Origin of the sequence: Flavobacterium fructosi (assembly GCF_042787335.1) — a bacterium.
GTDB classification, from domain to species: domain Bacteria; phylum Bacteroidota; class Bacteroidia; order Flavobacteriales; family Flavobacteriaceae; genus Flavobacterium; species Flavobacterium fructosi.
Genome location: NZ_JBHZQA010000002.1, coordinates 1 through 22,010 on the forward strand (window position 1 = coordinate 1; position 22,010 = coordinate 22,010).

Sequence of the window (22,010 nt, forward strand, 5' to 3'; positions counted from 1 at the left end):
GATTAAAGTTGTGTCTGGATTCGAACCCTATCTTTACTTAATTTTTCCTGAAAATTAGCCATAAAAAAACCTCCAAATTGCTTTGAAAGATTAAAGTTGTGTCTGGATTCGAACCCTATCTTTACTTAATTTTTCCTGAAAATTAGCCATAAAAAAACCTCCAAATTGCTTTGAAAGATTAAAGTTGTGTCTGGATTCGAACCCTGTCTTTACTTAATTTTTCCTAAAAATTAGCCATAAAAAAATCTCCAAATTGCTTTGAAAGATTAGAGTTGTGTCTGGATTCGAACCCTATCTTTACTTAATTTTTCCTAAAAATTTGACATAAAAAAACCTTCAAATTGCTTTGAAGGTTTTAGAGGCATCGTCCGGATTCGAACCGGAGTAGGAGCTTTTGCAGAGCCCAGCCTAGCCACTCGGCCACGACGCCAATTATTTATTGGTGTGCAAATATACTAAAAAAGTTAAAAGAGGAAAGCCAATAACCACAAAGTTTTTAAAATTTGTTATCGCCAATTCGTAATTCGTAATTAACCTAACTTCTAGTTTCATCCATTTCTATAGTAACTGCTTCAACATCACCACCAATAGGAGGATTTAATTTTGAAACTTCTAAAATTACTCTGGAAATAGAAGGAATTTCTTTGAATGTCCTAGTGATTATACGTTGTGCCACATGTTCCAATAAGTTGGATCTAATGGCCATTTCTTCTTCTACAATTCGATTTAAATGCACATAATCTACGGTGTCATTTAATTCATCTGATAATGAGGACTGTCGTAAATCTGTTTTTATTTTTAAATCTACTCTGTAATCGGAACCTATTTTGCTCTCTTCAATTAAACAACCATGATAGGAGAAGGTTCTGATGTTTTTTAATTTTATAAATCCCATTTTTTATCTACTGTTTTGGCTTTAAATTTTAGGGTTCTTAGTATGAAGTTTAAACCGTAAACCTTAAACCTTTTTTTTATCTTTGCTAAAATTAAGAAAAAATATGTCAACCGAAGAAAAATCGCTCCATTTTATAGAACAAATCATTGAAGACAGTTTATCAAGCGGTTTTCCTAAAGATAAATTACGTTTTCGTTTTCCGCCGGAACCTAATGGGTATTTGCATATTGGTCACGCCAAATCGATTTGCTTAAATTTTGGTTTGGGGTTAAAGTACAATGCGCCAGTTAACTTGCGTTTTGATGACACTAATCCAGCCAAAGAAGAGCAGGAATATGTTGACGCTATCAAGGAAGATTTGCAATGGTTGGGTTATAATTGGACGGAAGAATTATACTCTTCTGATTATTTTGAGCAGTTATACGATTGGGCGGTTGCCATGATTAGAAACGGAAAAGCGTATATAGACAGTCAATCTTCCGAAGATATGGCGCTTCAAAAAGGGACGCCAACACAACCGGGTATTGATGGTCCTTATAGAAACCGTTCAATAGAAGAAAATCTTAGTTTATTTGAAGGAATGAAAAAGGGTGATTTTCCGGAAGGAAGTCATGTTTTACGTGCCAAAATTGATATGAAATCAACTAATATGTTGATGCGTGATCCTTTGATGTATCGTATTTTACACCGTCATCATCACAGAACTGGTAACGATTGGAAAATCTATCCTATGTATGATTTCGCACATGGTGAAAGTGATTATATCGAACAGATTTCGCATTCTATCTGTACGCTGGAATTTGTTATGCACCGTGAATTATACAATTGGTTTTTAGACCAAATTTATGATGATACAAAAGTAAGGCCACATCAATATGAATTTGCTCGTTTGAACTTGAATTACACGGTAATGAGTAAGAGAAAACTACTGCAACTGGTTAAGGAAAATATAGTAAATGGTTGGGATGATCCCAGAATGCCTACCATTTCAGGATTGAGACGACGTGGTTACACAGCTGCTTCTATTCGTAAATTTTGTGATATCATTGGGGTTGCCAAAAGAGAAAATGTCATCGATTTTTCACTTTTGGAATTTTGCTTACGGGAAGATTTAAACAAGACGGCTCCGAGAGTTATGGCAGTTTTGGATCCAATAAAATTGATTATTACTAATTATCAAGCAGATAAAGAAGAATGGCTTGAAGCCGAAAATAATCAGGAAGATGAAAGTGCAGGATTCAGAACAGTTCCTTTTTCAAGAGAATTATACATTGAGAGAGAAGATTTTCTTGAAGAAGCACCAGCTAAATTTTTCCGTTTGAGTTTAGGCAGAGAAGTTCGTCTTAAAAATGCTTATATCATCAAAGGTGAAAGTGTTGTAAAAGATGCTGCTGGAAACATAAAGGAAATACATGTTACTTATGATGAAGACAGCCGAAGTGGAAGTGGGAGTGAAGCCAGTCAGCGTAAAGTGGCAGGAACCTTGCATTGGGTTTCTATACAACATGCTTTAGAGGTCGAAGTTCGTTTGTATGATCGTTTGTTTATAGATGAAGCGCCAGACAGTCATAAAGAGAAAAATTTCTTAGAATTTATCAATCCTAGTTCATTGCAAATTGTAAAAGGATTTGTTGAGCCAAGTTTATTAGACATAAAAGCGGATGAAAAATTTCAGTTTCAACGTTTGGGTTATTTCAATGTTGATAAAGATACAACCGAAGGTAAAATTGTCTTTAATAAAACGGTTGGTTTGAAAGATGCTTGGGAAGAAAAAGGCAAGAAGGAAGAAAATTTATTGATGAATACTCAAAAGGAAATCAATAAATATGTAAAGGAAAAAGACGAGAATAATGCGGTTTTGATTTTAAATTCTATTATTCAAAACATAAAAAGTATTGATAATTACAGTTTAATTATTCAGACAATTGTCAAAAATATTAAGAATGATAATAACTCCCTGTTGTTTTCTAATTTGATTTTGTACTATTCTGATAAAGTTAAAATTAAAGACATAGAAGAAGAGTCGTTGACTAAATTGTATTCGATGTCTATAAAAAGTCAAATGGCCACCGTTAGAATTTTAGCGATTCAGAATTTACAAAATGATTTAAATAATTACAGTCTTTTTGAAACTCAACTTTCAGAAATTAAAAATGTTGAAAAAAACGAGAAAGTTTTAAAATTATTAAATGATTTAAAATTATAGCGCTCTATAAACAATATAGATTTTTTTAATTGAAGGCGCCCTTAAAAGGCGCTTTTTGTTATTATAGTAAATTCTTATTAAAAAAGTAATAAACATAAGATTTAGCAATTAAAAACAACTTACATAAATTGAATTTAAAGTAGTTTTTTAAGTTTCACCACTTGGGTTATATTTTGTTGTTTTTTGAACAACAGCGTCCTTTATTTACTGTTTTGGTCTTACGAAAAACAATTTAACGGCTTGTTAACAACACGATGTTAATAAAATCCGTAGATTTAGGTTATTAACAACAAAAACAGAAATTATGTCAAATAACGCAGGAAGTACATTATTGGCTTTATTAACGGGTGCAGCTATTGGCGCTGGATTCGGAATTTTATATGCACCAGACAAAGGTTCCAAAACCAGAGAAAAAATTAAAGATGGCTATGATGATACCAAAAATAATTTGAAACATAAATATGAAAATGCAGCTGATGAGTTGAAACATAAAATTTCTCTTTTCAAGCAAAATAATTTGCAGGATACTTATGATGAGATGCTTTCCAATGTGAGTCATAAAACCGAAGATGTAATTTCTTTTTTAGAAGAAAAATTAGCTAGTTTGAAAGCGCAAAATGCGAAGCTTCAAAAATAATATTGGTTACCAGTACTAATTAATATTAAAAAACAGATATATGGCTTTTGAAGAGTTGAAAGAAAACACAGAGAATATTCAAGAACAGCTGCAGTCTTTTTTGGAAAGCAATGTGGCTTATTACAAATTATGGGGTTTTAAGGTTGCTATGAAATCAACTACCATGATTCTTAAGTTCACGTTGATTTTTATATGTTTTGGTATTGTTTTATTATTTTGTTCCATAGCTGGAGCTTTGGCAATAGGCAAATATTTAGACAGTTATCCATTAGGATTTTTAAGTATAGCAGGGGTATACCTTGTCTTAACAGGTCTTTTATTTACAATCAGAGATCGGTTTTTTGAAGGATCAGTATTAGAAAAATTTTCTGAAATATTTTTTAACGACGACTAAATCATGGAAACAAGAAAATATTCATCCTATGCTCAGATTGATAGGGAATTGGAAATATTGAAAATAGAAAAAGAAATCAGTTATCAAAAATTGGTTTGCGGGATCAAAAAAACCAAAGAGAGTTTGACACCACAAAACATTGTTAGTGGAGTAATAGGTTCTTCGTTGAATGCGTTTTCAGGTAATTATGGGACGCTAGTAAATCTTGCAATACCGTACGTTATTAAAGCAGTTCCATTTGTTTCCAAGGTTTTTCCAAAGGTTCTCAAATGGGTATCAAAACTAAAAAGAGGCAATTAAGCCTCTTTTTTTGTGTAGTGTTATATTTCTATTTCAGGTTCTTCCGGAGTGGGAGGTGTTTGATGAGCTGTATGAGATTCCTCACCCGCTTTTGGTTTTCTTTTTTTATTCTTATTTTTCATCATTTCGCCCACTTGATTAGATGCGCTGAAAGAAGCCACCATGTTATTCAGCATGTCACTTCCGGCTTGGGGAGAATTGGGTAACAATATTAAATTAGAGTTAGCGTCTGCGCCAATGGCTTGCAAAGTATCATAATGCTGTGTCACCACAATAAGCGCCGAAGCTTCCTGAGAGTTTATCCCCACTTTGTTTAAAACATCCACACTTTCTACCAAACCTCTTGCAATTTCACGGCGTTGATCCGCAATTCCCTGTCCTTGTAAACGTTTGCTTTCTGCTTCTGCTTTGGCTTTAGCCACAATTCTAATTCTGGATGCTTCAGCTTCAAATTCTGCTACTGTTTTTTCTCTGTCCGCTGCATTAATTCTGTTCATCGCATTTTTTACTTGAATATCCGGGTCAATATCAGTAACCAAAGTATTGATAATGGTATATCCATAAGTAGTCATTGCCTCGTTCAATTCTCTTTTTACAGCAATTGCAATGTCATCTTTTCGTTCAAAAACATCATCTAGTTTTAATTTTGGAACTTCGGCACGCACGACATCAAATACGTAAGAAGTAATTTGGTCATGAGGATATTCCAATTTGTAAAAAGCATCATAAACGGTTTCTTTGATCACCATAAATTGTACTGATACTTTTAGTTTTACAAAAACATTGTCTTTCGTTTTGGTTTCGATGATAACATCTAACTGTTGGATTTTTAGATTAACGCGTCCGGCAATTCGGTCGATTAAAGGAATTTTAAGTTGAAGCCCCGATTGCCTTACACTTAAGAATTTTCCAAAGCGTTCAATGATAACCGAGGTTTGCTGTTTGACCGTAAAAAAGGAAGATAGTAAAATAAATAATCCGAAGACAATAATAATAATTAGTGTAATGTTCATAGTATGAATAATTTAATTAATAAGTTACCGTTAAATTACAAAAAAACTTTAGGTTTGTTCTAATTAAATTTTAAAACATGAAAAAGATAGGTTTAACTAGTGTTTTTATACTCATTTCAATTGCTGGTTTTGCGCAATATAATTATAGAGATGCCAATAGGATCGGGATTACTTTTGGAGTAAATCAGTTTACATTGAATACTAGTAATTTCCAGACGAATGCTGGTTCAGGATGGAACGGTGGACTTTCCGTGAGAGGAAATTTCTATAATAATTGGGATATGGTTTATGCTTTGCAGTTTAGCGAAAACAATTTTACGGTTGCCACCAAAAGCTTTTTTTTAGCAAATGAAGCCGTGAATTACAAATTATCATCAGCTCAGATATCGCTGCAGTTGAGTTATAAATTGATCGAAAATCATTTAAGTGTTGAATTTGGGCCTCTGGTTCAAGTGAACGGAAAATTTAAAATTGATTCTAATAAAGAAAATAACAACATTTCAGGAACCACATTGTTAGCCAAAGATATTGTGGATATTTCTAAATTTAATTTCTATCCAACCGTAGGAATAACCGCGGGAGTTCGCCATTTCCGGGTTAATGTATCTTATCAATATGGTCTGAACAATATGTTGGGTAACTTGAACACGAAGAATTTAGGTGTAAATTTCAAAGGAAATCCTGGAATTATCAATGGTAATTTGATTCTTTATTTATAAAATTTTAATTATAGGAAAAATTTTATTAAAATATCTTAAAAAATTAAAATAGAAATCCCTCAAATGTAAAACATTTGAGGGATTTCTATTTTTAACTTAATAACTAAACTTATTTATGAAGAAGCCACTTTTTTATTTTGTATTACTTTCTAGCATTTATATGAATGCTCAGACCACTATTGTAGAGGAAAAGTTTGAAAAGGATAATGTACCATTGAGCTACAATTATCTTCCAAAAAGTGATAAGTTAGTGATAGAAAAAGGAGAATATAAATCTATGTCTACTAATAGATTGATTACTAATATTAATAAATTTGATAGTAATGGAAAAAAAGAGATTTTGGTTGAAAATGCTGAACTTATGAATTCTAATTTTTCTGTTGCAGAAAACACTATTAAAATTAGTGATTTTTCAAAGTTTTCATATGGAAAATCGTATAAATATATTGTGAATGAGAATTCAACTTCTTTCACTGATTTTTCTGAATTAAAAAAGAGCAATCATAGGCTATTTATAAACTCACTTTCCCACATTAGTTCTGCAGAAATAATTAGAGATCAAATGATGAAATCAGCTGCATATTTGACTAATTCTACAGAATTTAATAATAAAAAAATTAATTGTTTTAACGATAAATATGAGCTTGGTTTTACTGATCAAAAATCGAAAAACACTATTGATTTTGAAAAAGACGATCTTTTTTTAGAAGTTACTGATATTTTCACTAGAGTAAATAATAGATTCAGTATAGAAAAACCTGATATCACTAGATTAAAGGGAGATTCGTTTATAAAACCTGACAAGGATTTGGGGTTTGCTGCTATTATAACTAACACAGAAGCTTTTGAAATTATTACCAAGTCTATTTCTAAAGATTATAAAACAACTATTTTATATAGAACAAATTATAATATGGAAGGGAAGAAACTTAATGAAACCTCTTTTGTAATCAATTTAAATAATTATTTCTTAATTTATTCTAATAATGGTGGTGGATTTGCAGGAACTACTAGTGGGACTGGAGCTAATAGTTATTCAATTCCAATTTTTGTAGATGATTTGTCTATTAATAATTTTTTGCAAGATGCGAAAACAGGAGAGGTATATATTTATGGTTTGTTTGGAGAAAAATCAAAAGGATTAAATTATGATAATTCTGCTTTAGGTTATTATATTTTTAAATTTGATAAAACAGGAAAAAAAATATGGGAATCTATTAATACTATAGATGATAAGAAAGAGTTTAACGACAAAACACATTTGTTACGATTGTTTTCTAACCTCAAGTTTTCTAAAGATAAGTTGTATTTTTCTACAGGTACTGATTTTTCAAAAGAGTACGTTCACTATAGTTTTTTAAATAAAAACACGGGTACTATTTTAAACAAAAACAAGATTTCTTATAAGAAAGATAAAATTTTTACACTAATGTCGGACGTTCGATACTTTCTTCTTTCTTTTTATGAATATGAAGGATATAAAAACAAAGTGTTTGATTATGACGGTTTAGTTGCTATAGATTCCAATATGAAAGTGGCAGACTATTTAAAAAGCATTGACAATAAAAACAAATTATATTTCAGTACGATATTTTCAGATAAAGGCATTTGGTTACTAGAATCAGATAATAAAGACTATTATAAAGTAACTTTCTTTAAAGCCTAATCGTAAAAGAGGGTCTAATTAAAAAGCTTCCAGCCTTCAAAAGGTTGGAAGCTTTTTTTATTCTTCTTGTTTTTATAAAGTAGCTATCGCTTTCTGAATTCTATTAATCGTTTCGTCTTTTCCAATTACTTCAACGATATCAAATAGGTGAGGACCTTTCAGTGCGCCAACCAAACTCAATCGAAACGGTTGCATTACTTTGCCCATTCCTATTTCGTTTTTCGTCATCCAGTCTTTTACGATGGTTTCGATATTCATTGAGGTGAAATCAGTTATTTCCTTTACAACGGATATCAATTCTTGCATTAATGCCGGTGTTTCTGCTTTCCAGTTTTTGCTTGCTTTTTCATCATACGATGTTGGAGCCACAAAAAAGAAATCACATAGTTCCCAAAATTCCGAAACAAAATGAGCGCGTTCTTTGATTAAAGAAACCACTTTTGTTACTACGTTTTCAGAAACATTGAAACCTTTTTCAATCAAAATAGGAGCGAAGGCTTTCGCCAAATCTTCATTTTTCTGTTTAACCAAATATTGATGATTGAACCATTTGTTTTTTTCCGGGTCAAATTTAGCTCCGGCTTTATGTACTCGACTCAAATCGAATGCTTGAACTAATTCTTCAAGCGTATATAATTCTTTTTCCGTTCCGTCGTTCCATCCTAATAAAGCCAGGAAGTTGATAACGGCTTCTGGAAAGAACCCTTTTTCTCTGTATCCTGATGAAACGCCTTCTTCGGTTTTCCAATCCAATGGAAATACAGGGAATCCCATTTTGTCACCATCACGTTTGGATAACTTTCCGTTGCCGATAGGTTTCATAATCAATGGTAAATGTGCAAATTCTGGTGCTTCCCAACCAAAAGCTCTGTACAATAAAACATGCAAAGGCATCGATGGCAACCATTCTTCACCACGAATCACGTGACTAGTTTCCATTAAATGATCATCCACGATATTAGCTAAATGATAGGTTGGCATACCATCGCTTTTAAACAAAACTTTATCGTCTAAAAGATTTGTTTCAAATTTTACGGCACCACGAATGATGTCTTGTAAATGCAATGTTTCGTTTACCGGAGTTTTAAAACGGATCACATAATGTTCTCCATCAGTAATTCTTTTGGCAGTTTCGTCAGAAGAAATGACTAAAGAAGTATCTAATTTTTCTCTGTTATTGTGATTATATATAAAGGTTTTACCTTGTTCTTCTTTGACTTTTCTTGCTGCATCCAAAGCTTCTGCTGTATCAAAAGCATAATACGCATTACCGGAATTGATTAACTGATCAGCATATTGTTTGTACAAATCTTTTCTTTCGCTTTGACGGTAAGGACCAAATTTTTCATTCTTTCCAATCGTTTCATCTGGTGCAATTCCTAACCATTGCAGTGCTTCCATAATATATTCTTCGGCACCTGGAACATAACGGTTTTGGTCGGTATCTTCAATTCTTAAGAAAAATACACCATTATTTTTTTTTGCAAACAAATAATTGAATAATGCGGTACGAACTCCGCCAATATGTAAAGGTCCAGTTGGACTTGGTGCAAAACGCACACGAACTTGCTTCGACATTTTTATAAATTTTGTGGCAAAGATACAACTCTAATTAGACAATGAGAAAATGTTTGTAATTGGATAATTCAGACAATTGGTTCATTTTCTAATCTTCTATTTGATAAATTTTCTAATTAAAAATTAGTACTTTTATTGGTTATTACAAATAAGTTAGAAATTTTGGAGACAGGAAATGTTATTTTTAAAAAATTGGAGGCTTTTATCAAAAAGTATTACACCAATGAACTGATACGAGGATTGTTATTCTTCGTCGGTTTAGGGTTGTTGTATTTTTTGTTCACTCTTTTTGTGGAGTATTTTCTTTGGCTTAAGCCAATGGGAAGAAGGTTCTTGTTTTGGACTTTTGTTGCTATTGAAGTTTTACTGTTGTTCCGATTTATTTTGTTTCCAATATTTAAACTGTTCAAGCTTCAAAAAGGAATTGATTACAAACAGGCATCAAACATTATCGGAAATCATTTTACCGAAGTAAGTGATAAGCTGACTAATTTTTTACAATTATCAAATGATACAGATCAATCCGAATTATTAATAGCTTCAATAGAACAGAAAGCGAAAACTTTGCAGCCAATTCCTTTTGGGAACGCGATTAATTTAAATAAGAATAAGAAGTTTTTGCCGCTGGCTTTGTTTCCTATCGTGGTGTTATCTTTCTTTTATTTGTCGGGTAACAGTACAATACTTTCTCAAAGTTTGAATAGAGTAGTGCATTTTAATTCTCCATTTTTACCTCCGGCACCATTCAAATTCATTCTTTTAAATGAGAATCTGCAAACAGAACAAAGTAAAGATTTCGTCGTTCATGTAAAAACAGAGGGGAAAGTTGTTCCTGAAAACGCCACAATCTTTATTAACGATGAAAGTTATTTCATGGAAACCACTAAATCCGGGGATTTCCAATTTAAGATTTCGAAACCGGCGAAAGATATTTTGTTTCACGTGGAGGCCAATGGGATTTCTTCTGAGGATTATGAATTGAAAGTAGTGACTGTACCATCTATTTCTAATTTTGAAATGTCATTAAATTTTCCGTCTTATCTGAATAGAAAACCGGAATACATCAAAGGAACCGGAAACGCTATAATTCCGGAAGGAACCAGAGTTACTTGGAAAATGAACACTCAAGCAACCGAGAATGTGGTTTTGAAGGAGGCATCATCCATTTTTCCTTTTTCGAAAGCTGAAAACACGTTCACTTTATCAAAATATATTCTTCAAAATACAGAATATCAAATTCTTACCTCGAATGATAAAGTAAAAAACTATGAAAAGTTGGATTATCAGCTTTCAATAATTAAAGATCAGTTCCCAACTATCCGAGTCAATACTGCTCCTGACAGTTTGAAGGTGGATAAAAACTATGTATTGGGACAAATTTCTGACGATTATGGGTTGTCTAAACTGCAAGTGGTTTATTATGAAAGAGACAAGCCACAAACGGCCAAACGTGGAATAATTGTTGTGAAGGCATCTGTATTTGATCAGTTCGTATTTACTTTTCCTGGAAACCTTCCGGTAGAGCAAGGCAAGTCGTATGATTATTATTTTGAGGTTTTTGATAATGATGCAATCCATCGTTTTAAAAGCACGAAATCATCTGTTTTCTCAAATCGAGTTTCTACAGATGAAGAAAAGGATGATCAGGTTTTGAAACAACAAAATGATAATATTAATAGTTTAGAGAAGTCTTTAAAAAATCAGGACAAACAAATCTCTGCCATTGAAAAAATTCAAAAGAGCGGAAAGGAAAAAGACAATTTAGAATTTAATGATCAGCAGAAAGTAAATGATTTTATCCAGCGTCAAATGCAACAAGATGAAATGATGAAGGAATTTGCGGAGAAAATGAAAGACAATTTAGATAAATTCAAAACAGATAAAAAAGACGAACTAAAAGAAGATTTACAAAAACGATTAGATAAAGCCGATAAAGATTTAGATAAAAATCAAAAATTATTAGAGGAATTAAAAGCATTAAATGATAAAATCAAAAATGAAGACTTGCTGGATAAATTAGAAAAATTTAAGCAAAATAGTAAAAACCAAACTAAAAACTTAGCGCAATTAGTTGAACTGACTAAGCGTTATTATGTCGATAAAAAAGCGAAACAAATTTCGGATAAATTAAGCAAGCTTTCTGAGAAACAAAATGAATTATCGGATAACGAAAAGGAAAATAAATCAGAGAAACAGCAGGAAATAAATGATACTTTTGATAAAATTCAAGACGATTTAAAAGATTTGGAAAAGGAAAATAAGGATCTTAAATCCCCAATGGATCTTCCAAAAGATACGGAGAAAGAAAAAAGCATTGATGATGATTTGAAGAAAGCTTTCGAAGAATTAAAAAAGGAAAGTCAATCTAAAGCTAAACCTAAACAAAAAAGTGCTTCTAAGAAAATGAAAGAGATGTCCATGAAAATGAAACAAGGGATGGAAGGTGCAGAGAAAGAACAACTGGACGAAGATGTGAAAATGTTGAGACAAATTTTAGATAATTTGTTGGCATTTTCATTGTCTCAGGAAGATGTGATGCTGCAGTTCAGAGGGCTGAAAACCGGGTCTCCTTCTTTTAATAAAAATATTAAAGTACAGCAAAAATTAAAACAACAATTCAAACATGTCGATGATAGTTTGTTTGCGCTATCCTTACGAAACCAAAAAATTGCGGAGGAGGTAACGAAAGAAATAGGTAATGTTCATTACAATATTGATAAATCGCTGGAGACTTTATCGGACTCACAAATTTCAAAAGGATTGTCACATCAGCAGTATACGATTTCGGCGGCCAATAAACTGGCTGATTTTTTGAGCGAAATTTTAAATGGGATGCAAATGTCATTGTCCGCAATGGGTTCCGGTAAACCTAAACTAGGTGAGGGACAAGGAATGCAGTTGCCGGATATTATTAAAAAGCAGGAAGGACTTGGCCAAAAAATGAAAGATGGAATAGAGAAAGGGAAGAAATCAGGAGAAGGTCAAAAACCAGGGGAAGGTGAAAAAGGTAAAAAGGGAACTGGTCAAAATGGAGAAAACGGAGAAAACGGCGAAGATGGTGAAGGAGATGCTAAAGCGATTATGGAAATTTATAATGAACAAAAGCAATTGCGTGAAGCGTTGCAAAACGAATTAAACAAACAAGGATTAGGAGGGAACGGTCAAAGTGCTTTGGAGCAGATGAAGCAAATAGAAAAACAGCTTTTGAGTAAAGGTTTTAAAAACGAGACGCTTCAAAAAATCCTGAATGTGAAACAAGAATTATTGAAATTAAATACAGCGGTTCAGCAACAAGGACAAGAAAATAAGCGTCAATCAGAAATCAATAAAAAGGAATTTAGTAATCAATCTAACGCATTGCCATCCGCTTTATTAGATTATTTGAATAGCATCGAAATATTAAATAGACAATCCTTACCTTTGCGCTCGAATTTTAATCAAAAAGTTCAAGAATATTTTAATAAAAAATGATCAATTTTAATTACGAAACTGATTTTACTTTAGATAACGAAGAAGGAATTGCTGCTTGGTTGACTAACGTAATTACTTCAGAAAACAAGAAAGAGGGCGAAATAAATTATATCTTTTGTGATGACGAGTACTTACACAAAATCAATTTAGAATATCTAAATCACGATACATTAACCGACATCATTAGTTTTGATTATACTATGGGCAATGAGTTGAGTGGTGACATATTTGTTTCTATTGAACGTGTAAAGGATAATGCTAAGGATTTTAGTGTTGTTTTTGAAGATGAATTGAAGCGCGTATTGGTTCATGGCATTTTGCATTATTGCGGGTATAAAGACAAAGGGGAAGCTGAGGAACTGCTGATGCGTTCTAAAGAAGATGAAAAGATTGTGTTGTTCCACGTGGAACTATAGGTTGGGTTTAGAAAAAAAGAGCGGTTGTTTCACGTGGAACAGTTTTAAAATAGATTTGCATTAGATGTTTCACGTGGAACAATAGATTAACTCAAGGTTTGGGCGGTTTATATAAAGCTTAAATCTTAATCCTGCGTTTTCTCAGGACAAAATAATATAAAAATGTTTGAAGAAGAATACGATGTAATTGTTGTTGGTGCGGGTCACGCCGGTTCAGAAGCTGCAGCTGCGGCCGCTAATTTGGGTTCCAAAACTTTATTAGTTACAATGAGTTTGCAGAACATCGCTCAAATGTCTTGCAATCCTGCCATGGGTGGAATTGCCAAAGGACAGATAGTTCGCGAGATTGATGCGCTAGGTGGTTATTCTGGAATTGTTTCCGATAAAACGGCAATTCAATTCAAGATGCTGAACAAGTCCAAAGGTCCTGCAATGTGGTCGCCAAGGGTTCAAAGTGACCGTATGCGTTTTGCTGAGGAATGGCGGATGATGTTAGAAGGAACTCCAAATCTCGATTTTTATCAGGAAATGGTAAAAGGGTTAATTATAGAAGATGATAAGATAAAGGGAATTCGCACTTCGCTTGGAGTGGAGATTCGATCTAAATCGGTTGTGTTAACCAATGGGACTTTCTTAAATGGTTTGATTCATATTGGCGAAAAACAATTTGGTGGAGGAAGAGCAGGCGAGAGTGCCGCTTATGGAATTACGGAAGATTTAGTGAATGCAGGATTTCAAGCAGGAAGAATGAAAACAGGAACGCCTCCAAGAGTGGATGGCCGTTCTTTGGATTATTCTAAAATGAATGAAGAAAAGGGAGATGCTAAGCCAGATAAGTTTTCTTATTCGGATATCACCTCGCCTTTAATTCATCAAAGATCGTGTCACATGACCTATACTTCGCTTGACGTGCATGATATTTTGAGAGAAGGTTTTGATCGTTCTCCAATGTTTAACGGTAGAATAAAAAGTCTGGGCCCTAGATATTGCCCGTCAATTGAAGATAAGATTAATCGTTTTGCTGACAAAGAAAGACATCAGTTGTTTGTTGAGCCAGAAGGATGGGATACCTGTGAGGTTTATGTAAATGGTTTTTCTACATCGCTTCCGGAGGATATTCAATTTAAAGCATTGCGTTCTGTTGTGGGTTTTGAAAAGGTGAAATTTTTCCGTCCGGGATATGCTATTGAATATGATTATTTTCCTCCGACACAATTGAAACATACTTTAGAAACAAAGTTAGTGGAAGGGTTGTATTTTGCAGGGCAAATAAATGGGACTACAGGATATGAAGAAGCGGCTTCTCAAGGATTGATGGCGGGAATTAATGCGCATTTAAAAGTGCATGAAAAAGCGCCGTTAATATTGAAAAGAGATGAAGCATATATTGGTGTTTTAATCGATGATTTAATTACCAAGGGTACAGAAGAACCATACAGAATGTTTACTTCTCGTGCAGAATATAGAACATTACTTCGTCAGGATAATGCCGATTTTAGATTAACGCCAATGTCACATGAAATTGGTTTGGCTTCAGAAGCGCGTTTGCGCAGAATGGAACATAAATTAAATGAATCTGAAAAAATGGTGGCTTTTTTCAAAGAAACGAGTGTTTCAGTTGCAGAAGCAAATCCTATTTTAGAATCAAAGGATACGGCCCTAATTACACAAGGAGACAAACTGTTTAAAGTGTTTTCGCGTCCACAAATTGATTTGGGAGACATCATGAAATTTGAGAAAGTTGCGGCTTATGTTGCAGCAAATGATGTAGATCAGGAAATATGTGAGCAAGCCGAGATTCAGGTGAAGTATTCGGGATACATCGAAAAGGAAAGAAATAACGCTGATAAATTGCTTCGATTGGAAGATGTGAAGATTCCGGAAAATTTCGATTACAATAAAATCAAATCGATGTCGATAGAGGCAAAGCAGAAGTTAAGCAAGATTCGCCCGATTACTATTTCCCAAGCCTCGCGAATTAGTGGTGTTTCACCAAGTGATGTTTCGGTGCTGCTGATTTATATGGGACGTTGAGAAAGTTTTCAATAATCAGTGTACAGTCGTCAGTTTGATTTGTGACTTATAACGAATACTGATAATGAAAACTGAATAGTAAAAATTGTTCCACGTGAAACTATTAACTAATTTAAAAAAATAATTTTAGAAATCCTATTAAACGGACTACTGAAAACTGACCACTGAAAACTAAAAATGGATATTTTAAACAAAAAGCATTTTTTAACCGTTAAAGATTATTCCGTTTCTAAAGAAACATTTGATTTGTATCATGATGAAGATTTAGACATGTTGATTACATCTCCACAACCTAGTTTAGAAAATTTAGGAAAATACTACGAAAGCGTAGATTATATTTCGCATACAGACAGTAGACGTTCGTTTTTTGAAAAAGCGTATCACTTTGTGAAAAACATTGCGCTAAAAAACAAACTCGATTTGATTAATTCATTACAACCTGATAAAGGAAGGGTTTTGGATATCGGAGCGGGGACAGGTGATTTTTTATCGGTGGCAAAACAAGACGGTTGGCAAACAATAGGAGTAGAGCCTAGTGATAAAGCAAAAGTAATCGCAAAAAACAAGGGCGTTTCTTTTGTAGAGAAAACAACGGAATTGGACAATCAATCTTTTGATGTTATTTCGATGTGGCATGTTTTGGAACATGTTCCTAATTTAGACGAACAAATAAAAGAATTGAAACGTCTGTTAAAACCAAATGGTACGATAATAATTGCAGTGCCAAATTTCAAATCTTTTGACGCAAAACATTATGGAAAATTTTGGGCGGCTTATGATGTGCCGATTCATTTTTGGCATTTTTCCAAAACGGCAATACAATCTCTTTTCCAAAAAGAAAAAATGAAATTGATAAAAGTACTTCCTATGAAGTTTGATTCTTTTTACGTTGCCTTGCTTTCAGAAAAATATAAAACTGGGAAAATGAATTTTATAAAAGCGTTTTTTGTCGGATTACAGTCGAATTGGAAAGCCAAGAAGAATTTAGAGTACTCCTCTCATATTTACATCATAAAAAACAGCTAAATCGCATTGTAGGCACATTTAAGCCCTGTTTATATTTAAAACCGATTTCCGGGTGTTTTTTTTGGAAAGAGCGCTAAATTAAAGGCTAGACAATCTGATTTCTATAATTTTAAATTATTAATAAGATATTTGCGATAATAAAAATCGATACAACAAATAGTTAAGCATTTTTTAAACTTTATGTCAATGCTACTTATTTTTTTATATTTTTGTCAGACGCACTTAAAAATTAGAAATTCACCAAATGAAATTGAAGATTCACGAATATCAAAAAAGAAATATTAAAAATATGAGTAAAAAAGCATTAGTAATTATCGCACTTTCAATTACAGTACTATCTTGTAATAAACCTGCCACTGCAGTTAAGGAAGTAAAAACAGCATACGTAGATACTTCAGTGTTAATGAAAGAATATACCGAAGCAAAAGATCTTGAAGCCAAATACAAAGCTAAATCAGCGGAAAAAGGAAGACAACTAGATGCTGAGATTGCAAGATTTAAGCAAGAAGCTGCCGGTTTTCAAGCACAGGCACAAGCTAACGGTCAAGCTTGGGCGCAACAAAAAGGAGCGGAATTACAAAAAAGAGAGCAACAACTGGGTGCGGCTCAACAACAATTATCACAAGAGTTGCAACAAGAAAGTGGGAAAGAAATGGATTCTTTGGTTAGTGGTGTAAAAAAATTCATCAAAACCTACGGTAAAGAAAATGGATATTCTTACATCTATGGTACAGGTGATGCTGCCTCTATATTATATGCTGAAGACAAATATGATATCACAAAAGTGATCGTCAAGGCTTTGAACGATAAATACAAATCTGTAACTCCAAAAGAAGCAGAAGTTAAAAAATAATATTTTTTACTATTAATTCAAAATATAGCCTTCATCTAAATTTAGATTGGAGGCTTTTTTTTGGTAGCTTAATCCTGTTTTTCATTTCAACCTCACGTTTACAATACTTTTTTCTGACCCTTAAAAGGAGCTTGCTTCGGTCGCTCTTTTCCGACCGAAAAAAATAACTTTATAAATCTCTTGGATTTCTGCTGTTATCGGGGCTGAAAAACATTGGAATCAAAACAAAAAATATTCGATTAAATTAAAATACTATTGCTATTTTCAATATTTTAGCTATCTCTATACACGCCAAATGCAAACAATCTCTGAAGCCGCAGCTTATACCTTACAATTCATTAATCAAACGCATCGATCGGTGTTTCTTACCGGCAAAGCAGGAACTGGAAAAACCACGCTGCTGAGGGAAATTATCCAAACTACCCACAAGAATACTGTAGTTGTTGCACCTACGGGAATAGCGGCCTTAAATGCAGGGGGTGTTACGATTCACTCGATGTTTCAGTTGCCTTTTGGAGGTTTTATCCCGGAATTCAATGTAAATTCTCAATTTTCCGAAAGCGTAAAATTCGAGTCTAAAGATACGTTGCGCCGGCATTTCAAAATGAGCGGTTTGAAGAAATCTGTTATTCGCAATATGGAATTGCTGATCATAGATGAAGTAAGTATGCTTCGGGCTGATTTATTGGATGCGATGGATTATATGATGCAAACCGTTCGCAAAAGAAACACACCTTTTGGCGGTGTTCAGGTATTATTTATTGGCGATTTGTTGCAATTGCCTCCCGTAATCCGTGATGAAGAATGGCGCACACTTCGCAATTATTACAAAGGGAAGTTCTTTTTCCATTCGCATGTCGTGCAGCAAAACCCTCCTTTGTATATTGAATTGTCTAAAATTTTCCGTCAAACGGACGATAAGTTTATTGCCGTCTTAAATAATTTACGGAACAATCAGATTTCACAGGAAGATATCCAGGCTTTAAATCAATATGTAAAACCGGATTTTGATTTAAAAGCCAACAAAGGTTACATTACACTAACGACGCATAATGTCAAGGCAGATACTATGAATTCACAAGCTTTGAAAGATTTATCGGGCAAAGAGGTAACGTATAAGCCGGAAATTGTTGGCGATTTTCCCGATAAAATATTTCCTGTTGAGGAGCATTTGAAACTCAAAATCGGGGCGCAAATTATGTTTGTGAAAAACGATTTGTCTTTGGATAAAAATTATTTCAATGGAAAAATGGGTGTTATCAAATCGCTATCCAGCCATGAAATTCTGGTACATTTTCCTGAAGAAAACAAAACCATAGAAGTCGAAAAATACGAATGGCAAAACATTAGATATAAAATAGACGAAACGACCAAAGAAGTTGCTGAAGAGGTGTTAGGGACTTTTGTTCATTATCCCATTAAGCTGGCGTGGGCCATAACGGTTCATAAGAGTCAAGGATTAACTTTTGATAAAGCTGCGCTTGATGTTTCGCAAGTTTTCCTTCCGGGACAGGCATATGTCGCATTGTCGCGTTTGCGTTCGTTAGAGGGGCTTATTTTGCTGTCTCCACTGCGAATGAATGGGATTTTGAATGATCAGGATGTGATGGATTATGCGCTAAACAAAGCTTCTGATGAATTATTAAAGAATGCCTTGCATTTCGAGACTAAAAATTTCATTCATAATTACTTGATAAACACCTTCGATTGGCAAGATTTAGCACAGGAATGGCGCAATCATCAATACAGTTACAACGATAAATCGGAAAGTTCAGCCAAATCAAAACAGTCGCTTTGGGCTAAAAAGCAAACGGAAAGTATCGATCAGCTTTTGGAACCATCCAAAAAATTCATTTTGCAATTGAATAAACTCTTTGCACAGGAAACAGTCGATTTAAATCATGTTTTTGACAGAATACAAGCAGCATTCAGTTATTTTCTGGTTCCAATGGATAAATTAGTTTACGAAATCCTTTGGAAATTAGAAGAAGTGAGACGCATCAAGAAAGTGAAAGCCTATTACGATGAATTAATCGTTTTGGAAGAGTTGCAAACGAAAGCGGTTTTGCGTTTAATGAAAGCCAAATTATTGATAGAAACCGTTGTCTCCGGAGAAACTATTTCCAAAGAAAAACTGACATCAGCAGAGATAAAGCAATATATAATCAAAAAAACGGATGCGATTCGAGAAGAATTCAAAAATGTAAATGTCACTTTGATTGATGATGAAAAAGATATAGAACGATATACTTCGAAAAAGGCAACTAAAAAAGCGCCAAAAAAATCAACGGTTCAGGAAACCTATGAATTGTGGATTGAGAAAAATTCTATTCAAGATATCGCAACCATACGAGTGCTTACCAAACAAACGATTTACAGTCATTTCGTCAAATTGATTCAGGAAAAAGCAATAGATATAAAGGAGGTTTTGCCGCAAGACAGAATTGAGGAATTAGCCGATGCTTTTAGAGGATATAAAGAAGAATCGCTGAACGCTTTAATGGAAAAAAACAGCGAAAAATTCACTTGGGATGAGGCTCGAATGTATAAAGCGAGTTTGAATTAAGTATCGTTAAAGAACAGCTAAAAAAAACCTATTCGTTCAGAATAGGTTTTGTTGTTGTTATAGTGATTGAATCAATATCCAAGCTTCTGGATTGTGTTTTTTCTGAATTTCTTGTTTTGCTTTCTCTGCTTCTGCAATTGTAGCATAACTTCCGTAAAGTACTGGGAATAATCCATGTTTATTAGTAGCAATTCGGCGGGCTTTGTATCCTAAATGAATTAATTGATTAAATGTTTTTTGTGCATTTTTTTCTTCTCTATAAACTCCTGCCATAATATGATAGGACATTTTTACTTCCGTAGCTGATTTTACAGATAGTATTACAGCCGGAATTGGAGTTTCGATAAAAAAAGTAGCTTCCTGTATTTTATTTTGAACCTGTTTTTGAACGGCAGTTTCAACAAGTGTAGTTTGTTCTGCTATTTGGTTTTGGTATATTGGATAACCAACACTTCCTGTTAAACCTAGTCCCAAAACAAAAATAGCAGCGTATTTTAAATACGGATTCATTCTTCTTGTTTCCGGAATTAAAACAATTGGCTCTTTTTCTTCAATCGCCTGTATCTTTTGTTCGAAGATTTCTCTTTTCACAAGTGGAGAAACAAACGGACTTAAACCAAAAGAATTAGTCAAATAATTGGTTTGGTCGTATGGAGTAAATATTAAATTGGAATCAGCATTCAGGCAAAGATCACCTACATTTTTTATTGCATAAACACCGTTTTCTTCTAATGCTTTTTTCCAATTGAAAACTTGATACTGAATAGCGCTAACGGCATATTCATAAGAAGTTTTCTCGGCTTGGGCAATATGATTGGCTAATAAACCGTCATTGTTTTTAAGGTTGGCATTGAAAGAAATCATTTTCTTTGGCGGAGAAAATGAATTCGAGCTTTCATTCAGTTGAGCCGATTGAATTTCGGTCAAAAAAGCTCCTAAACCCGGAATGGTTACACATTGATAACGGTATAAAAGCTGCGCGATGTATAGTTCGATTTTCATACTTACAAAGTTATACAACGAATATAGGTATCAAAATTTTATTCACAATTTTTATTAACAATCCGCTTTAAATTTTATACATTTCAATTTCAAATAATTAGCATGAACGAACTAGATTTATTTTATTTATTGGCATTGCAAAGAATAGAAGGAGTGGGAGATATAATGGCCAAAAAACTGCTTACTCATTTTGGAAGTGCGGAAGCAGTTTTTAATACAAAAGCATCGCAACTTGCTGCTATTGATGGAGTAGGATCTGTTTTACTGAAAAATTTAAAAGACAAATCGGTGTTCGAAAAAGCGACTCAGGAACTGGAATTTATAAAATCGAATGAAATTAATGCAGTTTATTTTCAGGACGAAAATTATCCCGATCGCTTAAAACATTGTATTGACGGACCACTTTTATTATTCACATCAGGAAATATCAATCTAAAGAATAAAAAAATAATCAGTATTGTAGGAACGCGCCAAATTACGTCTTACGGTATGGAATTCTGTAGAAAATTAATAGAAGATTTAGCACCGCTTGATCCCATAATCGTGAGTGGTTTTGCTTACGGTGTTGATATTGTGGCGCATCAACTGGCAATGGAAAATAATTTGCAGACGATAGGCGTCGTCGCTCATGGTTTGAACCAAATTTACCCGAAAACCCATAAAAAATATGTCGCTAAAGTCGAGCAAAACGGCGGTTTCATGACCGAGTTTTGGAGTTCCTCGAATCCGGATAAAGAAAACTTCGTTCGAAGAAACAGAATCGTAGCTGGAATGTCTGAAGCGACCATTGTAATTGAGTCCGCAGACAGGGGAGGTTCATTGATTACGGCCAACATGGCCAATGATTACAACCGCGATGTTTTTGCCGTTCCCGGCCGTGTTACGGACAAATACAGCCAAGGTTGCAACAACCTGATAAAAACTCAAAAAGCAAATGTCTTGACCAGTGCAGCCGACTTAATATATATATTGAATTGGGATATTCAAAAAGAAACAAAAGCGGTACAAAAACAATTGTTTGTGACCTTAGAGGACGATGAACAAAAAGTATACGATTACCTTTTAAAAACTGGAAAAGAACTGATGGATATTATTGCTTTGCGCTGTGATTTCCCTATTTATAAAATCTCAGGAATGCTGTTGAATATGGAACTTAAAGGCGTGATTCGACCTTTGCCGGGGAAATTGTTTGAGGCGATATAAAAAAAGCAGTTTCAGGGTTTTCTCAAACTGC

At 33.7% G+C, this 22,010-nt stretch carries 17 protein-coding genes and 1 tRNA gene; 13 read left to right on the forward strand and 5 right to left on the reverse strand.

Annotated elements, in window-relative coordinates:
• Window positions 1-359: 359 nt before the first annotated feature.
• Window positions 360-430 (reverse strand) — tRNA-Cys (locus ACFX5D_RS02900).
• Between the two features lie 105 nt (window positions 431-535).
• Window positions 536-895, reverse strand: a complete 360-nt coding sequence (folB, locus tag ACFX5D_RS02905; RefSeq protein WP_379852637.1) for a dihydroneopterin aldolase — start codon at window positions 893-895, stop codon at window positions 536-538.
• A 103-nt stretch (window positions 896-998) separates the two neighbouring features.
• Here folB and ACFX5D_RS02910 point away from each other — a divergent pair, with 103 nt between their 5' ends.
• From ACFX5D_RS02910 to ACFX5D_RS02925, 4 genes are all read left to right on the forward strand, one after another.
• Complete coding sequence (locus ACFX5D_RS02910) at window positions 999-3,101, forward strand: glutamine--tRNA ligase/YqeY domain fusion protein (RefSeq protein WP_379856764.1); 2,103 nt, start codon at window positions 999-1,001, stop codon at window positions 3,099-3,101.
• 304 nt (window positions 3,102-3,405) lie between these two features.
• A complete protein-coding gene (locus tag ACFX5D_RS02915; protein WP_379856765.1) occupies window positions 3,406-3,738 on the forward strand; it encodes a YtxH domain-containing protein in 333 nt (110 codons plus the stop codon).
• Between the two features lie 40 nt (window positions 3,739-3,778).
• Window positions 3,779-4,132, forward strand: coding sequence for a competence protein (locus tag ACFX5D_RS02920; RefSeq protein WP_379856766.1), 354 nt, complete (start codon window positions 3,779-3,781; stop codon window positions 4,130-4,132).
• 3 nt (window positions 4,133-4,135) lie between these two features.
• On the forward strand, window positions 4,136-4,432 hold the full coding sequence (locus ACFX5D_RS02925) for a DUF6327 family protein (RefSeq protein WP_379856767.1): 297 nt from the start codon (window positions 4,136-4,138) through the stop codon (window positions 4,430-4,432).
• A 20-nt stretch (window positions 4,433-4,452) separates the two neighbouring features.
• Here the strand turns inward: ACFX5D_RS02925 and ACFX5D_RS02930 are convergent, their stop codons facing one another.
• Window positions 4,453-5,445, reverse strand: coding sequence for an SPFH domain-containing protein (locus ACFX5D_RS02930; RefSeq protein WP_379856768.1), 993 nt, complete (start codon window positions 5,443-5,445; stop codon window positions 4,453-4,455).
• Window positions 5,446-5,522: 77 nt separating this feature from the next.
• Between ACFX5D_RS02930 and ACFX5D_RS02935 the strand changes: the two genes are divergently transcribed.
• Both ACFX5D_RS02935 and ACFX5D_RS02940 read left to right on the forward strand, forming a co-directional pair.
• Complete coding sequence (locus ACFX5D_RS02935; RefSeq protein WP_379856769.1) at window positions 5,523-6,164, forward strand: porin family protein; 642 nt, start codon at window positions 5,523-5,525, stop codon at window positions 6,162-6,164.
• Window positions 6,165-6,414: 250 nt separating this feature from the next.
• Window positions 6,415-7,830, forward strand: a complete 1,416-nt coding sequence (locus ACFX5D_RS02940; RefSeq protein ID WP_379856770.1) for a hypothetical protein — start codon at window positions 6,415-6,417, stop codon at window positions 7,828-7,830.
• 72 nt (window positions 7,831-7,902) lie between these two features.
• Here ACFX5D_RS02940 and gltX read toward each other — a convergent pair whose 3' ends face one another.
• A complete protein-coding gene (gene gltX, locus ACFX5D_RS02945; RefSeq protein ID WP_379856771.1) occupies window positions 7,903-9,408 on the reverse strand; it encodes a glutamate--tRNA ligase in 1,506 nt (501 codons plus the stop codon).
• Between the two features lie 162 nt (window positions 9,409-9,570).
• Between gltX and ACFX5D_RS02950 the strand changes: the two genes are divergently transcribed.
• From ACFX5D_RS02950 to ACFX5D_RS02975, 6 genes are all read left to right on the forward strand, one after another.
• Window positions 9,571-12,879, forward strand: a complete 3,309-nt coding sequence (locus tag ACFX5D_RS02950; protein WP_379857210.1) for a DUF4175 family protein — start codon at window positions 9,571-9,573, stop codon at window positions 12,877-12,879.
• On the forward strand, window positions 12,876-13,295 hold the full coding sequence (gene ybeY, locus ACFX5D_RS02955; protein WP_379856772.1) for an rRNA maturation RNase YbeY: 420 nt from the start codon (window positions 12,876-12,878) through the stop codon (window positions 13,293-13,295). The genes ACFX5D_RS02950 and ybeY overlap by 4 nt, the downstream gene beginning before the upstream one ends.
• Window positions 13,296-13,457: 162 nt before the next feature.
• A complete protein-coding gene (gene mnmG, locus ACFX5D_RS02960) occupies window positions 13,458-15,329 on the forward strand; it encodes a tRNA uridine-5-carboxymethylaminomethyl(34) synthesis enzyme MnmG (RefSeq protein WP_379856773.1) in 1,872 nt (623 codons plus the stop codon).
• A 177-nt stretch (window positions 15,330-15,506) separates the two neighbouring features.
• Entirely contained in the window at window positions 15,507-16,355 is an 849-nt protein-coding gene (locus ACFX5D_RS02965; RefSeq protein ID WP_379856774.1) for a class I SAM-dependent methyltransferase, read from the forward strand.
• Between the two features lie 289 nt (window positions 16,356-16,644).
• Entirely contained in the window at window positions 16,645-17,208 is a 564-nt protein-coding gene (locus ACFX5D_RS02970; protein WP_379856775.1) for an OmpH/Skp family outer membrane protein, read from the forward strand.
• A 295-nt stretch (window positions 17,209-17,503) separates the two neighbouring features.
• Window positions 17,504-19,774, forward strand: a complete 2,271-nt coding sequence (locus tag ACFX5D_RS02975) for a helix-turn-helix domain-containing protein (RefSeq protein WP_379856776.1) — start codon at window positions 17,504-17,506, stop codon at window positions 19,772-19,774.
• Between the two features lie 57 nt (window positions 19,775-19,831).
• Here the strand turns inward: ACFX5D_RS02975 and ACFX5D_RS02980 are convergent, their stop codons facing one another.
• Complete coding sequence (locus ACFX5D_RS02980) at window positions 19,832-20,776, reverse strand: HU domain-containing protein (RefSeq protein WP_379856777.1); 945 nt, start codon at window positions 20,774-20,776, stop codon at window positions 19,832-19,834.
• Between the two features lie 102 nt (window positions 20,777-20,878).
• Between ACFX5D_RS02980 and dprA the strand changes: the two genes are divergently transcribed.
• Complete coding sequence (dprA, locus tag ACFX5D_RS02985) at window positions 20,879-21,979, forward strand: DNA-processing protein DprA (protein WP_379856778.1); 1,101 nt, start codon at window positions 20,879-20,881, stop codon at window positions 21,977-21,979.
• Window positions 21,980-22,010 lie beyond the last annotated feature (31 nt).

Excerpts from the sequence above, each read along its gene's own strand:
- ACFX5D_RS02970 (WP_379856775.1), top strand. The coding sequence starts at position 16,645 with ATGAGTAAAAAAGCATTAGTAATTATCGCACTTTCAATTACAGTACTA.
- ACFX5D_RS02930 (WP_379856768.1), bottom strand. The coding sequence starts at position 5,445 with ATGAACATTACACTAATTATTATTATTGTCTTCGGATTATTTATTTTA.
- ACFX5D_RS02920 (WP_379856766.1), top strand. The coding sequence starts at position 3,779 with ATGGCTTTTGAAGAGTTGAAAGAAAACACAGAGAATATTCAAGAACAG.
- ACFX5D_RS02965 (WP_379856774.1), top strand. The coding sequence starts at position 15,507 with ATGGATATTTTAAACAAAAAGCATTTTTTAACCGTTAAAGATTATTCC.
- ACFX5D_RS02925 (WP_379856767.1), top strand. The coding sequence starts at position 4,136 with ATGGAAACAAGAAAATATTCATCCTATGCTCAGATTGATAGGGAATTG.
- ACFX5D_RS02935 (WP_379856769.1), top strand. The coding sequence starts at position 5,523 with ATGAAAAAGATAGGTTTAACTAGTGTTTTTATACTCATTTCAATTGCT.
- ACFX5D_RS02975 (WP_379856776.1), top strand. The coding sequence starts at position 17,504 with ATGCAAACAATCTCTGAAGCCGCAGCTTATACCTTACAATTCATTAAT.
- gltX (WP_379856771.1), bottom strand. The coding sequence starts at position 9,408 with ATGTCGAAGCAAGTTCGTGTGCGTTTTGCACCAAGTCCAACTGGACCT.
- dprA (WP_379856778.1), top strand. The coding sequence starts at position 20,879 with ATGAACGAACTAGATTTATTTTATTTATTGGCATTGCAAAGAATAGAA.
- ACFX5D_RS02980 (WP_379856777.1), bottom strand. The coding sequence starts at position 20,776 with ATGAAAATCGAACTATACATCGCGCAGCTTTTATACCGTTATCAATGT.
- ACFX5D_RS02915 (WP_379856765.1), top strand. The coding sequence starts at position 3,406 with ATGTCAAATAACGCAGGAAGTACATTATTGGCTTTATTAACGGGTGCA.
- mnmG (WP_379856773.1), top strand. The coding sequence starts at position 13,458 with ATGTTTGAAGAAGAATACGATGTAATTGTTGTTGGTGCGGGTCACGCC.
- ybeY (WP_379856772.1), top strand. The coding sequence starts at position 12,876 with ATGATCAATTTTAATTACGAAACTGATTTTACTTTAGATAACGAAGAA.
- folB (WP_379852637.1), bottom strand. The coding sequence starts at position 895 with ATGGGATTTATAAAATTAAAAAACATCAGAACCTTCTCCTATCATGGT.
- ACFX5D_RS02910 (WP_379856764.1), top strand. The coding sequence starts at position 999 with ATGTCAACCGAAGAAAAATCGCTCCATTTTATAGAACAAATCATTGAA.